This is a genomic window from Nocardia aurea (assembly GCF_003123685.1).
GTDB lineage: Bacteria > Actinomycetota > Actinomycetes > Mycobacteriales > Mycobacteriaceae > Nocardia > Nocardia aurea.
This window is the reverse complement of record NZ_QCYJ01000130.1, coordinates 598,422-611,718: the sequence shown is the minus strand read 5'-3', so window position 1 is coordinate 611,718 and position 13,297 is coordinate 598,422. Positions and strand designations below refer to the sequence as shown.

Sequence of the window (13,297 nt, the reverse complement as noted above, 5' to 3'; positions counted from 1 at the left end):
GGCGCCAGACCACTACGCAGGCTGATCCAACAAGCCATCGGCGACACCCTCGCCAAAGCACTACTGGCCGGAGAGATCAACGACGGCGACACCGTGAAGGTGAATGTCAGCAAGGACGGCGACACCCTGATCGTCGGTAAGTAACTCGCGCGCCGCGCGCGGATTTCAGGTCCGTGCGCGGCGCGTTGCCGTACACGCGCCCGCCATCGGCGCGACCTGATCGCCGGATGCGCGGACCCGGCATATCGTGGAGGCCATGACGAACCCGAAGGACCCCTGGGGACAACGGCCGGACGATGCGCCGACCGAACACCTCGGTTCGCCGGGGCAGTCCGGATTCGACAGGTCCGCCCACACCGACGACCCGACCGTCGCCTACGGCGGCACGAGCGACCCCACGGTCGCCTACGGCACCGGGGCGCCCGAGACGTCGAGGTATCCGCAGGCGGAGCAATTCGAACCGTGGGCGCCGCCCCCGCCCAACGCCACCCAGCAGATGCCGACCCACGAAAGCCAGTGGGGCGGTTACGAGAGCGGCGGGGCCCCCTACGACAGCGGCTACGGCAACCAGTGGGCGGGTCACCAGGGACAGCCCGGCGCGATGCCGCCCGGTGGACCGCCGACCGGCGGCTACGGACCGGGCGAACCGCCGCCACCCAAGCGCAACACCGGATTGTGGATCGCGCTCGCGCTCGGTGTGATCGCGCTGATCGCGGTGGTCGGCGTCGCCGCGGGAGTTCTGCTCGGCAACAAGGAGTCCGAGCCGTCGTCGAACGCGGCGGGTACCAGTCGCGTCTTCCCGACACTCGGCCCGTCCGCCACCGGCACGCAGCCGTCGGATCCGGTTTCGCCGAGCGGTGTGCCGGGTCTGCCCGGACTCGACGGCATCGGCGCGACGATGGGGACCATCAGCGCCAACGACGGCGCCACGCTCACCCTGAGCACCCTGTCGGGCGATACCGTCACCGTGCGGACCAGCGCGAAAACCCAGGTGATCTCGCTGTCGAGTACGAAGGTCAGCGAACTGCCCGTCGGCGATGTGGTGATGGTGCAGGGCGACGAGTCCGCGGACGGTTCCATCGACGCGAAACTCATCATCAGCGCCGCGCTGCCGGGGGGACCGCGATGAACCGCGCCGCCATCCGGCCCGGCGCGCGACCAAAGGCGGGCTCTGCCCGGCCAGGACCATTAGGGTAGAGCGCGATGACGGCAATGTGGTTCGGGTTGGCGGCGATCGCACTGGTTGGTGCGATCGTGTTGCTGTATTTCGATCGGGTCCAGCGGCAGCGGACCGGTCACGCGCGGCAGGTCTGGGCGAAGGCGCAGGGGTACACCTACGTATCGGTGGAACCGGCGCTGCCCGCGACCTGGCGGCGCGGCGCGCTGGCCAAGTTGGGTTACCTGTCCGCGGTCGACGTGGTCTCCGGCATTCGCAAGGGCGAGAAATTCGTTCTTTTCGATCTGGAGGACGCGGCGACGCTGGTCGCGGTGCGCAGGCAGATCGGCTCGGATATCGACGTGGACATGCGGCTCAAATCCGCGTCGCCGCCCAAGGACGCCGATCTGGAACTGCTCGGCGCGATCGGTGACAGGGTCGTGTTCGCGACCAACCCGGAAATCGCCAGGCATGCCGTCGACCAGCGGATGGTCGCCTTCATCGAGGGTCTGCCCGACACCGTGCAGATGCTGTGGAGCGAGGGCAACTGGACCCTCGGCATGCTCTCGGTCGGCACCTCGGCCAAGGACTGGGAGACCGCGATCGACGCGGTGCTGCGGCTGTCCGGCCTGCTGCACGTGCTGCCCCCGGTCGCCGATCCGCGCGGAACCGATTCCGGCAGTCACGATCCCGGCAGGCCGCATCCCAAGCGTCGGCCCGCCGAGACCGATCACGACGATCAGGCCGAACCCGCGCGTGGGTCGGTGTCCGACATCGAGTCCGAACGCCCCCGCGAGGGCCGCGCCTACGCGGGCCGCCCCTACGACGGGCCGCTGGACGCCGAATCGTCGCGCAGACCGTCGCTGGCGGTGGTCCCCGACTCACGGCCGCGCGTGCGAGACGACAGCGGACCACGGAGCGCCGACTCCGAGGATTCCGCGGACTCCGCCGCCGACCGTCGCGGGGAGCAGCGCCCTCCCGAAGTACGCGACGAGGACGAGCGTTCCGACGAGGTGCCCGCCGCGCTGTCGCGCGAGGAGGCCCCCGAACAGCCCGGCGGGCCGTTCCACCCGGGATTCCGTCCGTACCAGGGCCCCGTCCCGAAATGAACCGCGGGTCCACGGTGACCCGCTCGATTGGATTGCGTCGCAATGACCGATAGTGCCGATTCCGCGCGTCTTCCCGGCGCGACCAGACCCGTCGCTCTGATCACCGGACCCACCTCCGGTATCGGCAACGGCTTCGCCCAGCGCCTCGCCTCGCTCGGTTACGATCTCGTGCTCGTCGCCCGTGACGAGGAACGACTGACGGCCCTGGCGGAGGAGTTGGAGCGAAAATTCGCCACCCGTTCGGAGGTGCTTGCGGCCGATCTCGCCGACGCCGACGATCGTGCGAAGGTCGCGGCCCGCGCCGCCGAGGGGGTCGAATTCCTCGTCAACAACGCGGGTTTCGCGCATTCGGGCGAATTCTGGACCCTCCCGTACGAGCAGTTGCAGGCCCAGCTCGATGTCAACGTGACCTCGGTGCTGCAATTGACCCACGCGGCGCTGCCCGCGATGATCGCCGCGGCCAAGGGTTCCATCGTCAATGTGGCCAGTGTGGCGGGTCTGGTGCCGGGACGGGGCTCGACCTATTCGGCCTCCAAGTCCTACGTCGTATCCTTCACGGAAGGGTTGGCGGGTGGTCTGGCCGGAACAGGTGTCCGGATCCAGGCGCTGTGCCCCGGTTTCGTCCACACCGAATTCCACGAGCGTGCAGGTATCGAGATGTCTTCGCTGCCGAAACCGCTGTGGCTGTCCGTCGAGCAGGTCGTCGCCGGTTCTCTGAGCGATCTGGAGAAAGACCGGGTGATCAGCGTGCCCGGTGCGCAGTACAAGGCGCTCACCACGGTGGCCGGGCTGGTGCCGCGAACCCTGCAGGTCCGGATCAATCGCGGCCTGTTCAACTCACGCGGAAGGACTTAGACATGATCGACGAGGCGACATCGCATGATTCCGCTCTCGGCGCCGAGGTCGGCTCCCAGGCCGGTTCCGACCGTGATCGATTGGCCGCGCTGGTGCGCGAACTCGCGGTGGTGCACGGCAAGGTGACGCTGTCCTCCGGCAACGAGGCCGACTACTACGTCGACCTGCGTCGCGCCACCCTGCACCACCGGGCCGCGCCGCTGATCGGGCGGTTGCTGCGCGAGCTGGTTGCCGACTGGGATTTCGAATCGGTCGGCGGGCTCACCATGGGCGCGGACCCGGTCGCGCTGGCCGTGATGCACGCACCGGGCAGACCCATCAACGCGTTCGTCGTCCGTAAGGCGGCCAAGACACACGGCATGCAGCGTCAGATCGAGGGCCCGGATATCGTCGGCAAGCGCGTGCTGGTCGTCGAGGACACGACAACCACCGGAAATTCCCCGCTCACGGCGGTGCGCGCGTTGCGCGAGGCCGGTGCCGAGGTGGTCGGCGTGGCGACGGTCGTCGACCGTGAGACGGGGGCGGATCAGGTCATCGCGGCCGAGGGACTGGAGTATCGCTCGATCCTCGGTCTCAAAGATCTTGCGCTGGGATAGCCTGGTCACAGGTTTAGTTGTCCGAACGGCAGAGGACGTGTGAGTCACCAGTGGTGAGCATTGCAGTCAATAAGAGTCGCGAGAATGTTGCGATGCTCGGAATCGGTGCGTACCGCCCCCAGCGCGTGGTGAGCAACGCCGAGGTGTGCGAGACCCTGGACTCGACACCCGAGTGGATCTTCGAGCGCACCGGAATCCGCACAAGGCGCTGGATCAGCGGTGACGAGACGCTGCGATCGATCTCCGCGGCCGCCGGTGAGCGCGCCCTGGTGAACACCGGAATCGACCGGACGAAAATCGGCGCGCTGATCCTATGTACGTCGAGCTGGCTCAAACTGACCCCGCACGGCGCTCCGACCGTGGCCTCGGACCTGGGCCTGAACGGTATCGCCGCGTTCGACCTCACCTCCGGCTGCGGCGGCTTCGGCTACGGGCTCGGTGTGGCCGCCGACCTCATCCGCGCCGGCTCGGTCGACTACGTCCTGGTGATCGGCGCCGAGACGATGACCGTCGGCCTCGACCCGAACGATCGCGGCACCGCCATGATCTTCGGTGACGGCGCGGGCGCGGTCGTGGTCGGTCCCAGCGAGGAGAACGGCATCTCGCCGACGGTCTGGGGCAGCGACGGCGAGAACGCCGAGGCCATCGCCCAGGACGTGAACTTCCTCGAGTACATGGACAGGGCCCAGGCGTTGCAGGGCACCGACCCGTCCGTCGAGGCCATCGGCCGGATGGCGCTGCGGATGGAAGGCCCGCGCGTATTCCGTTGGGCCGCCGTCACTCTGCCGCGCGCGCTGTCGAACGCGCTCGAGGTGTCCGGTGTGTCCAAGGAGGACATCGAGGTCTTCGTGCCGCACCAGGCCAACGCCCGTATCAACGAACTGATGAAGAAGAATCTCGGCCTCGCCGACGATATCCCGATGGCCAACGACATCGAGAACACCGGCAACACCTCCGCCGCCTCCATTCCGCTGGCGATCGAGGAGATGCTGGTGACGGGTAAGGCCAAGGGCGGGCAGACCGCGCTGCTGCTCGGCTTCGGAGCCGGTCTGAGCTACGCGGGCCAGGTCGTCACGTTGCCGCCCGCCCCCAAGGAGCCGAGTTTCGGTGCCTGATTCGCCGCGTCCTTTCCGGATCGGTTTCCTCGCGGCCGCTGCCGTCACCGTCTACGGTGCCGTCACCGGCCGCGACTCGTTCCAGCGGGCGGCGAAACCGCTGCTGATGCCGCTGCTCGCGGCCGATGTGGTCACCTCGCCCGCGTCGCTGGACAGCACCGATCGTCGTGTGCTGCTCGGCTCGCTCGCGGCGGCCACCGTCGGCGACGTCCTGCTCATCGAACCGGACGACGACCGCCGCCTGGTGGTGGGCGCGTCGTTCTTCGCGGTGATGCAGTCCGGCTATTCGGCGCTGTGGCTGCGTCGCGGCGCCCGCCCGACCGCGGCCAACGCCGTCCCGCGCGTGGTCGCCTGGCTCGGCGCCGCCGCGCTGCTGCGCGGCAGGGCGCCGTCCGTCGCCGCGCCGCTGACCGCCTACGGCGCGACCCTCGGTACCGCGGCCGTCCTGGCCTCGGATCCGGCGCTCGCACCCGGTGCGAAACAGATCGCCGGGCTGAACGTTCCGGGTCCCGATCCGCGCAGTCGTCTCGGCCTGGGCGCTCTGCTGTTCACCGTCTCCGACGGGCTGATCGTGGTGCGGCGGCTCTTCGCCCGCACGGAGCGATCACGCCGGATCGCCGAAGGCGTGATCCTCGGCACCTACGCCGCCGCCCAATATCTGCTCGCCGATCCGCGCGCCCACGCGAAAACGCCGCGCTAGCAACCTTTTCAGAGCACCAGGATGATCCGGTCCCGGTTCGACGGATCGACGCGGATCGAGATGATCTCGCCGACAGCGAGTTTAGCCCGGTCGCCCGGCATGACATCGAAAACAACGGAACCCCGGTATGTTTCGGATCCCGGAACGACGAGTTCGAGATCGAGTTCGGTGAGTTCGCTGTGGTGGTCGGTGCGCCGAAGCGGGTGCACGCGTTCGATGGTGGCCCAGCCTTCCAGCCCGTGGTGCAACAGCCTGCGATCGGCCTTGGACGGCCGGGCGGCCAGCAGCATGCCGAGGCCGACGCAGGAACCGAACAGTCCGACCAGCGCCACGATCTGATACGGAACGGTGCCTGGCGGGGTGCGTTGCACCAGCCAACCCAGCCAGAGGCCGAGCAGGATCAGGTACCCGGCCGTGACGCCGAGCACCGTACGGAGAACGCGCGCGTGATCCATCTCTGTCTCCACCCCGACAGCCGTGCTTCTCCAGGATAGATCCGCCGCCACCCGCCGCACCGTTCGATTCGCCGAGGTGGTCGCCTCGGGCGACGTACACGGCTAACGGCCCGACGGTGCGGCCATTACCATCACCGCATGAGCTATCCGCCGCCGATGGACAAACAGCCCGAGGAGCCCTACGGGCAGCAACCCTACGGGCAGCCGTACGGCCAGTCGCAGCCTTACGAGCAGCAGTCCTACGGCCAACAACCCTATGGTCAGCAGCCTTACGGCCAGCAGCCCTACGGGCAGCCACCGTACGCGCAGCCCTACGGTTACGGCTTCGGCGGACCGCCGGACCATCCGCAGGCGACGACCGTGCTGATCCTCGGCATTCTCAGCCTCGTGCTGTGCCAGTTGTGCGGGCCGTTCGCCTGGGTGATGGGCGGCAAGGTCCTCAAGGAGATCGACCAGTCGGGCGGAACGATCGGCGGGCGCGGTAACGCGAAGGCCGGTTACGTCTGCGGGATCATCGGATCGGTCATGCTGATCGCGTTCCTGGCCCTCCTGGTCGTATACGTCGTCATCATCGCGGTCGCGATCGGGTCGTCCGGTTCGTCCGGCTCCTACTGATCCGTTTCCGGTCATCGCGCGGGGGGCCGATACTCGGCGGCATCGGTGCGATGGCCGGAATTAGCATCATGGGGTGAACCACCCAGAGCCGGACGTCCCGGTCGACGGCAATGCAGTCCCGGCTGTCTCGGATACCCCTACGTCGGATCATCCAGCCGCGGATCACTCGATCGCGGACGATCTCGTCGGGTACGACAGCGCCGGGGCCGATTCCGACCGCGACGGTCCTGTCGTGGGCGACCACGTCGGGGACGACTCGTCGCATCCGGGACCGACCGAATGGGGTGAGCATCCACACGGAGTCGGCCCGTGGGACCGCGAGCGCGGCACGCCCGTTCCCGAGGATCCGCGTCTTGACCCGGAACTGATCACCCACGGCGACCGACGCAACGTGGTGGACGCCTACCGGTACTGGACCCGCGAGGCGATCGTCGCCGATATCGATCGGCGACGGCATCCGTTCCACGTCGCCATCGAGAACTTCGGCCACGACGCCAATATCGGCACCGTCGTGCGGACCGCGAACGCCTTCGCGGCGGCGGCGGTGCACATCGTGGGGCGCAGGCGCTGGAATCGGCGCGGCGCCATGGTCACCGACCGCTACCAGCACATCGAACATCACGCCGATATCGGCGATCTGCTGGAATACGCCGCGCGCCACGATCTCACCGTCGTCGCGGTCGACAATGTGCCGGGTTCGGTGCCCTTGGAGACCTCCCGATTGCCGCTGCGTTGCCTGTTGCTGTTCGGCCAGGAGGGTCCCGGCGTCACCGACCACGCCAAACAAGCGGCCGCGATGACTGTTTCGATCGCCCAGTTCGGTTCGACGCGGAGTATCAACGCCGGTGTAGCTGCAGGTATCGCAATGCATGCATGGGTACGTCAGTATGCCGATTTGACTACCTCTTGGTAACGGAATGGGGCGCAAAACCCGGCCGATAACTGGCACCATTGAGGAATGACCTCGCGGAGCCCTCAGGCAGGCCAGGATGCCGCATCGTCGCCCGCGATGTGGTCGGAGCGCGCGGATATGGCGGAATCCGCGATCGTCTCGCGCCATCTGCGCGCGCTGTGGGCGTTTCCGGCCACGGAACTCGGCGTTGTCGGCTGGCCCGCGACCAGACGCGAACGCGCCTTCGGCTCGTGGCACTACTGGTGGCAGGCCCACCTGATCGACTGCGCCGTCGACGCCGCCGACCGGGTGCCGACGCCCGCGCGCCGCAAACGCGTGGTGGAGATCCTGCGCTCGCATCGCCTGCGCAATATCACCGGCTGGACCAACAACTACTACGACGACATGGCTTGGCTGGCCATCGCCGCGGAACGCGCCGGACGAACCCAGGGCGTCACCGGCGCGAACCGGGGTCTGGCCGCGCTGGAGCGCAAGCTGTACGACGGGTGGAATCCGGAGGTCGGCGGCGGACTGCCGTGGCGGACCGGATCGGACTACTACAACGCGCCCGCCAACGGGCCCGCCGGAATCGCGATGATGCGCCTCGGTCGTCATAGCCGCGCGCAGGAGATCGCCGATTGGCTCGACGCCACCCTGCGCGACCCCGAGACGGGACTGATCCTGGACGGCATCCACCTGCCGTCCGGCACGATCGAGCGTCCGACCTTCACCTACTGCCAGGGTGTCGTACTCGGTCTCGAGGCCGAACTGGCGGCGCACACCGGCGCGCCACGTCATCTGGAACGGGTGCATCGCCTGCTCGACGCGGTTCAGGACCATATGACCGTCGGCGGTGTCGTCAAAGGCGGCGGTGGCGGTGACGGCGGTCTGTTCAACGGAATCCTCGCCCGCTACCTCGCGGTGGTGGCCGAGACGCTGCCCGGTTCGGACCGTCAGCAGGTCGAGGACCGCGCGACGGCGGCGGCGATCGTGCGGGCGTCGGCGTCGGCGGCGTGGGCCAACCGGCTCGACGTCGAGGGTGAACCGCTGTTCGGTGTGAACTGGGCCGAACGCGCGCAGATGCCGGGCGGCAGCGCGGGAGCGGGCTATTTCACGGCGGGCGGTTCGGTGACACCGTCGAAGATCCCCGAGCGCGATCTGTCCGTGCAGTTGTCGGGCTGGCTGTTGATGGAGGCCGCCTACCGGGTCAGCGCCGCCGGTCTGTGAACGGCCGCCGACCCCGGTCCGGCGCGACGGTCAGCTCTCGGCTTCGGCCACGACGGCCGCGTCCACGTCGAAATCCTCGGCGGGCCGGGCCATCTCCTGCCGGTAGTGGCGCATCCCGATGGCGGTTCCCGCGATCAGGCCGATCACCAGCGCGACGATCACCGCGGGCATCAGCCACGGCACCCGCTCCAGGAAACCACCGGCGTAGTAGCCGATGAGCAGCAGCACCGGCGCCCAGATGATGGCGCCGATGGTGCTGGCGACGGTGTACTTGCGATGGTCCATATGCGCCGCGCCCGCGACCATCGGGCACAGCGTGCGCACCCACGGGATCCAGCGGGCGACCAGCACGGCCAGGAATCCGTGCCGCTCCAACAGCCCCGAAACCCGTTGCAGATTCGCGGTGTTGATATAGCGCCCGTTCTTGCGCGCGACCAGCCGATGTCCTGTCCGCTGCCCGATGACGTAGCCCACCTGGTTACCGCTGATCGCGGCGACCATGGCGCCGATGGACAGCGCCCACACCTGCGTCTCGCCGGTGGCGTGCGAGGCCATCACGATGCCCGCGGTGATCAGCATCGAGTCGCCGGGCAGGAACAGCCCGACGATCAGCGCGCATTCGAGGAAGACGAAAGTGAGAACCACCGCCCAGACGAGCGCGGGGCCCGCTGAGATCAATGGATCGAACGTGCCCACCGCCAGGGGCAATGACGCCGTCGACACCGGTTCAGCGGCTCGACTCGCTGGTCGCGGCGGTCAGCTCGGCCTCGGGCTGCTTATCGGCCTCCGAACCGCGGCTGCGCAGCTTCTTCGCGACAGCGACGATGCCGGGCAGGATCGAGACGAAGACGATGCCGAGGAAGATGGCCTCGACGTGGTCGCGGATGAAGGCGACGTTGCCGAGGAAGTATCCGAGCACCGTGATGCCGCCTGCCCACAGGATCGCGCCGACGATGTCGAAGGCGACGAATTTGCGGTAGTCCATCTTGGACACACCGGCCAGCACGGGCATGAAGGTGCGCACGATGGGCACGAACCGCGCCAGGATGATCGTCTTGGGACCGTGCTTCTCGAAGAAGGCGTGCGTCTCGGTGACGTAGTGCTTCTTGAAGAAGCGGGTGTCTTCCTTGTGGAAGATCTTGGGACCTATCCCGCGTCCGATCCAATAGCCGGTCTGATCACCCGCGAAGGCGATGAAAGTGACTGCGGGAACCAGGACCCAGATATTGACCGGGTTGTTCTCCTGCGCGGCGAGCAGGCCGCCGGTGAACAACAGCGAATCGCCGGGGAGGATAGGGAAGAGAAGACCGGTCTCGATGAAGACGATGATCAGAATCGCGGGAAGTACCGCGTCCTTGAGCCACGTTTTCGTGAGCAGATGCATCGGATCGAGCAACTCTGTCAACGCGACGTTACTCGTCACCGATTCGGTCGCTGCCAGCAGAATCACGCGGCCTCCTGTCCATGGTGCGGCTGGCCTGAGGTTTGCTTGCCACCGCGTCGGAAGCTGCCAGCGCAATTACCTCGACCACAGTACCGGGTGGAAGCGGGAAACTTTCGGTCGAGGAGAAAAACTGTTCGCGCACTCGTGGCCGACTCGCAGCCCGCTCCCGGGTGCCGTCCGTGACGGGAAGGCGGGTGCGTTGGGTCACGAAACGCTACTGCCTTAGGGTAATGCCTGACAGAATTGTCTTTTGCCGCACAACACGGAGGTCTTCACTGTGCCCATCGCGACTCCGGAGGTCTACGCCGAGATGCTCGGTCGGGCCAAAGCGCACTCCTTCGCCTTCCCGGCCATCAACTGCACCTCGTCGGAGACGATCAACGCCGCGATCAAGGGCTTCGCCGACGCGGGCAGTGACGGCATCATCCAGTTCTCAACCGGCGGCGCGGAATTCGGTTCCGGCCTGGGCGTGAAGGATATGGTGACCGGGTCGGTCGCGCTGGCCGAGTTCGCGCACGTGATCGCGGCGAAATACGACGTCACCATCGCGCTGCACACCGACCACTGCCCCAAGGACAAGCTGGACGGCTTCGTGCGTCCGCTGATCGCGATCTCGCAGGAGCGCGTCAACGCCGGGCTGCCGCCGCTGTTCCAGTCGCATATGTGGGACGGTTCCGCGATCCCGATCGACGAGAACCTCGAGATCGCCAAGGAACTGCTCAAGGCCGCCGCGGCCGCGAAGATCATCCTCGAGGTCGAGATCGGTGTCGTCGGCGGCGAAGAGGACGGCGTCGAGGCCGAGATCAACGACAAGCTCTACACCTCGTCCGAGGATTTCCAGAAGACCATCGACGCGCTCGGCGCGGGCGAGAACGGCAAGTACCTGCTGGCCGCCACCTTCGGCAACGTGCACGGTGTGTACAAGCCGGGCAACGTGGTGCTCAAGCCGGAGGTGCTCGCCGAGGGGCAGCGCGTCGCGGCGGAGAAGCTGGGCCTGGGAGCCGACGCGCAGCCGTTCGATTTCGTCTTCCACGGCGGCTCGGGCTCGCTGAAGTCGGAGATCGAAGACTCGCTGCGCTACGGCGTGGTGAAGATGAACGTCGACACCGACACCCAGTACGCCTTCACCCGGCCGATCGCCGCCCACATGTTCGCCAACTACGACGGCGTGCTGAAGGTCGACGGTGAGGTCGGCAACAAGAAGGTCTACGACCCGCGTTCGTACTTGAAGAAGGCCGAGGCGGCCATGACGGCGCGCGTTCTCGAGGCGTGCAATGATCTGAAGTCCGCGGGACGGTCGATCAGCGCCTGACCCCTTCTCAACCTCTCGGGGGCCCGAGCTCATGAGTTTGGATGTGCGCGTGCTCGGGCCTGTCCGGTTGTTCGTCGGCGGTGAGCCGGTGGCGGTCGGCGGGCCCAAGCCACGGGCTTTGCTCGCCGCGCTGACCGTCAACCGACGGCGCGCGGTGTCCTCGTCCGCACTGGCCGACATGGTGTGGAACGAGGAACCGCCGGATTCCTACTCGGCCAGCCTTCAGGTGTTCGTCTCGAATATCCGCAAGGCGCTGCGTAATTCGGGGGTGGATCCCGCGCAGGTGTTGCGCACCGAATCCTCCGGCTACCGGCTGGAGATTCCCGAGTCCGCCTGCGATATCGGACGTTTCGAGGCCGCGCGCGATGCCGCCGCCAAATGCGCGGAGGCGGGCGACAACGCGGGCGCCTCGCAACTGTTCGGCACCGCGCTCCGCGAATGGAGCGGCCGGGCGCTGGCGGATCTGGCCGGCCTGCAATTCGCCGACGGTTTCGCCACCGCGATGGACGAGGAGCGGCTGCTCGCCGCCTCCGCCCGTATCGACGCCGAGATCGCCTGTGGGCGCGCGTCCTCGGTCATCGGGGAACTGGTCTCGATCACCGGCGAACATCCGCTGCGCGAGCCGCTGTGGGCGCAGTTGATCACCGCCCTGTACCTGTCTGGCAGGCAGGCCGATGCCCTCGACGCGTGCCGCCGCCTGCGCACCGTGCTCGCCGAGGAGCTCGGCATCGATCCGAGCCCGCCGCTGGTGGAACTCGAACAGCGGGTCCTGCGCCAGGAGCCGTTGAATACCGTGGAGCTCAAGCGGTCCGAGCGGCTGGCGGCGGCGATGACCGAGACCGTCACCGAGATGCCGCGTTCGGTGCGCGCGGGCCAGTTGCGCATGGCGGACGGCCGGGCACTGGTGATCGGTCAGAACGGAATGCGCATCGGGCGCATGACCGACAACGATCTGGTCCTCGACGACCCCAAGGCGAGCCGGTATCACGCCCACATCATGCCGAGCCGCGCCGGTCTGCTCATCAAGGATCTGCATTCGGCCAACGGGGTGTACGTCAACGAGGAGGCGATCGAGAGCGGCGCGCTGCTCGCCGACGGCGACGTCATCCGGATCGGCGCGACCGTGCTCACCTTCCAGGCGATGTCCTGAGCCTTCCGGCGATGTCCTGAGCTGTTCGCTCAGCAGGCGACGCCGTCCCCGTCCGGGTCGAGCAGTCGCGAATAGCCCGGCTGACCCGCGTACAGGGGCCATCTGCCGTCGTTGATCACCTGGGTGCAGTTGGTGTAGTACCGCGTCGGCGCGTCGTCCTCCGATGCGGGCGGGGGGACATTGGAACCTTTGGGCCCCGGACGATAACTCGGAGGTGGGCTGTCATCGTGCGGCCGCGATACCGCGACCGCGGAGTGGGGATCGGCGGCGGCCGCCACCGGCGCCGATCCCATTCCAAGGGCGATGAGCCCTAGTGTCTCGGCGGCGGCGAGTACGCGACGACGATTTCCTGAAGTGTTCACGTCATCCATCGTGCGCTTCGAACGCCGCCGTGGCACGTCCTATTCGCAGGCGATGCCGTCGCCGTCGCGATCGAGATGCGGTGCGCGGCCCGTTCCGAAACTCGCGGTGACGCCCCTCGGCAGCAATGTGGCACCCGCTCCGAGACGTACTCGGGCTCGTGTCGCAATCCTCATCGTGACGCATCCTGAATATCGGGTGGGCGCGCGAAAAACGCTGGCCCGCACTGAATATATGCTCCGAATCGACCTCTGCCGAATCGGGCGACGCTGCCTCCCGGTGACGGGAGTGGTCGCGGAAAGGAGGCTAGC

Annotated in this window: 17 protein-coding genes; 12 read left to right on the top strand and 5 right to left on the bottom strand. The window is 67.6% G+C overall.

What is annotated here, in order from left to right:
- From DAT37_RS34765 to DAT37_RS34735, 7 genes are all read left to right on the top strand, one after another.
- Positions 1-144 (top strand): hypothetical protein (locus tag DAT37_RS34765; protein WP_157978841.1); only part of this gene is annotated, 144 nt, incomplete at its 5' end.
- A gap of 112 nt (positions 145-256) precedes the next feature.
- The gene (locus DAT37_RS34760; protein WP_109529078.1) at positions 257-1,129 is read left to right on the top strand and encodes a DUF5666 domain-containing protein; all 873 of its coding nucleotides are present in this window, start codon (positions 257-259) and stop codon (positions 1,127-1,129) included.
- Between the two features lie 74 nt (positions 1,130-1,203).
- Positions 1,204-2,265: a type III secretion system chaperone family protein gene (locus tag DAT37_RS34755; protein WP_332873382.1), complete on the top strand. Its 1,062-nt coding sequence runs from the start codon at positions 1,204-1,206 to the stop codon at positions 2,263-2,265.
- A 42-nt stretch (positions 2,266-2,307) separates the two neighbouring features.
- Positions 2,308-3,120, top strand: a complete 813-nt coding sequence (locus DAT37_RS34750; RefSeq protein WP_109529076.1) for an SDR family NAD(P)-dependent oxidoreductase — start codon at positions 2,308-2,310, stop codon at positions 3,118-3,120.
- A 2-nt stretch (positions 3,121-3,122) separates the two neighbouring features.
- On the top strand, positions 3,123-3,716 hold the full coding sequence (pyrE, locus tag DAT37_RS34745; protein WP_232840174.1) for an orotate phosphoribosyltransferase: 594 nt from the start codon (positions 3,123-3,125) through the stop codon (positions 3,714-3,716).
- Between the two features lie 50 nt (positions 3,717-3,766).
- Positions 3,767-4,831 (top strand): beta-ketoacyl-ACP synthase 3, encoded by a 1,065-nt coding sequence (locus DAT37_RS34740; RefSeq protein WP_109529075.1) that lies wholly within the window; start codon positions 3,767-3,769, stop codon positions 4,829-4,831.
- The gene (locus DAT37_RS34735; RefSeq protein WP_109529074.1) at positions 4,824-5,531 is read left to right on the top strand and encodes a lysoplasmalogenase; all 708 of its coding nucleotides are present in this window, start codon (positions 4,824-4,826) and stop codon (positions 5,529-5,531) included. The genes DAT37_RS34740 and DAT37_RS34735 overlap by 8 nt, the downstream gene beginning before the upstream one ends.
- 8 nt (positions 5,532-5,539) lie before the next feature.
- Here the strand turns inward: DAT37_RS34735 and DAT37_RS34730 are convergent, their stop codons facing one another.
- Positions 5,540-5,986: a DUF3592 domain-containing protein gene (locus DAT37_RS34730; RefSeq protein ID WP_109529073.1), complete on the bottom strand. Its 447-nt coding sequence runs from the start codon at positions 5,984-5,986 to the stop codon at positions 5,540-5,542.
- 138 nt (positions 5,987-6,124) lie between these two features.
- On the opposite strand from DAT37_RS34730, the gene DAT37_RS45075 reads away from it, so the two are divergent.
- The 3 genes from DAT37_RS45075 (at position 6,125) to DAT37_RS34715 (ending at position 8,720) form a co-directional block, all read left to right on the top strand.
- A complete protein-coding gene (locus DAT37_RS45075; RefSeq protein WP_198654570.1) occupies positions 6,125-6,601 on the top strand; it encodes a DUF4190 domain-containing protein in 477 nt (158 codons plus the stop codon).
- Positions 6,602-6,833: 232 nt separating this feature from the next.
- Positions 6,834-7,514 carry a TrmH family RNA methyltransferase gene (locus DAT37_RS34720; RefSeq protein WP_109529182.1) on the top strand — a complete coding sequence of 227 codons (681 nt, stop codon included), beginning with the start codon at positions 6,834-6,836 and terminating at the stop codon, positions 7,512-7,514.
- A 117-nt stretch (positions 7,515-7,631) separates the two neighbouring features.
- Complete coding sequence (locus DAT37_RS34715; RefSeq protein WP_109529181.1) at positions 7,632-8,720, top strand: glycoside hydrolase family 76 protein; 1,089 nt, start codon at positions 7,632-7,634, stop codon at positions 8,718-8,720.
- A gap of 30 nt (positions 8,721-8,750) precedes the next feature.
- Here the strand turns inward: DAT37_RS34715 and DAT37_RS34710 are convergent, their stop codons facing one another.
- Together DAT37_RS34710 and DAT37_RS34705 are read right to left on the bottom strand one after the other, a co-directional pair.
- Positions 8,751-9,428 (bottom strand): DedA family protein, encoded by a 678-nt coding sequence (locus DAT37_RS34710; RefSeq protein ID WP_109529180.1) that lies wholly within the window; start codon positions 9,426-9,428, stop codon positions 8,751-8,753.
- Positions 9,429-9,447: 19 nt separating this feature from the next.
- Complete coding sequence (locus DAT37_RS34705) at positions 9,448-10,104, bottom strand: DedA family protein (protein ID WP_109529179.1); 657 nt, start codon at positions 10,102-10,104, stop codon at positions 9,448-9,450.
- A 337-nt stretch (positions 10,105-10,441) separates the two neighbouring features.
- Between DAT37_RS34705 and fbaA the strand changes: the two genes are divergently transcribed.
- Together fbaA and DAT37_RS34695 are read left to right on the top strand one after the other, a co-directional pair.
- Positions 10,442-11,476 (top strand): class II fructose-bisphosphate aldolase, encoded by a 1,035-nt coding sequence (fbaA, locus tag DAT37_RS34700; protein WP_109529178.1) that lies wholly within the window; start codon positions 10,442-10,444, stop codon positions 11,474-11,476.
- Positions 11,477-11,507: 31 nt separating this feature from the next.
- A complete protein-coding gene (locus DAT37_RS34695; RefSeq protein ID WP_109529072.1) occupies positions 11,508-12,626 on the top strand; it encodes a BTAD domain-containing putative transcriptional regulator in 1,119 nt (372 codons plus the stop codon).
- 29 nt (positions 12,627-12,655) lie between these two features.
- Here DAT37_RS34695 and DAT37_RS34690 read toward each other — a convergent pair whose 3' ends face one another.
- Together DAT37_RS34690 and DAT37_RS46560 are read right to left on the bottom strand one after the other, a co-directional pair.
- The gene (locus tag DAT37_RS34690; RefSeq protein ID WP_232840172.1) at positions 12,656-12,988 is read right to left on the bottom strand and encodes an excalibur calcium-binding domain-containing protein; all 333 of its coding nucleotides are present in this window, start codon (positions 12,986-12,988) and stop codon (positions 12,656-12,658) included.
- A 39-nt stretch (positions 12,989-13,027) separates the two neighbouring features.
- Entirely contained in the window at positions 13,028-13,162 is a 135-nt protein-coding gene (locus tag DAT37_RS46560) for an excalibur calcium-binding domain-containing protein (RefSeq protein ID WP_109529070.1), read from the bottom strand.
- Positions 13,163-13,297 lie beyond the last annotated feature (135 nt).

What these genes read in the sequence shown, in the direction of transcription:
- pyrE (WP_232840174.1), top strand. Translation starts at nt 3,123, where the DNA reads ATGATCGACGAGGCGACATCGCATGATTCCGCTCTCGGCGCCGAGGTC.
- DAT37_RS34755 (WP_332873382.1), top strand. Translation starts at nt 1,204, where the DNA reads ATGACGGCAATGTGGTTCGGGTTGGCGGCGATCGCACTGGTTGGTGCG.
- DAT37_RS34760 (WP_109529078.1), top strand. Translation starts at nt 257, where the DNA reads ATGACGAACCCGAAGGACCCCTGGGGACAACGGCCGGACGATGCGCCG.
- DAT37_RS46560 (WP_109529070.1), bottom strand. Translation starts at nt 13,162, where the DNA reads ATGAGGATTGCGACACGAGCCCGAGTACGTCTCGGAGCGGGTGCCACA.
- DAT37_RS45075 (WP_198654570.1), top strand. Translation starts at nt 6,125, where the DNA reads ATGAGCTATCCGCCGCCGATGGACAAACAGCCCGAGGAGCCCTACGGG.
- DAT37_RS34715 (WP_109529181.1), top strand. Translation starts at nt 7,632, where the DNA reads ATGGCGGAATCCGCGATCGTCTCGCGCCATCTGCGCGCGCTGTGGGCG.
- DAT37_RS34705 (WP_109529179.1), bottom strand. Translation starts at nt 10,104, where the DNA reads ATGCATCTGCTCACGAAAACGTGGCTCAAGGACGCGGTACTTCCCGCG.
- DAT37_RS34695 (WP_109529072.1), top strand. Translation starts at nt 11,508, where the DNA reads ATGAGTTTGGATGTGCGCGTGCTCGGGCCTGTCCGGTTGTTCGTCGGC.
- DAT37_RS34730 (WP_109529073.1), bottom strand. Translation starts at nt 5,986, where the DNA reads ATGGATCACGCGCGCGTTCTCCGTACGGTGCTCGGCGTCACGGCCGGG.
- DAT37_RS34750 (WP_109529076.1), top strand. Translation starts at nt 2,308, where the DNA reads ATGACCGATAGTGCCGATTCCGCGCGTCTTCCCGGCGCGACCAGACCC.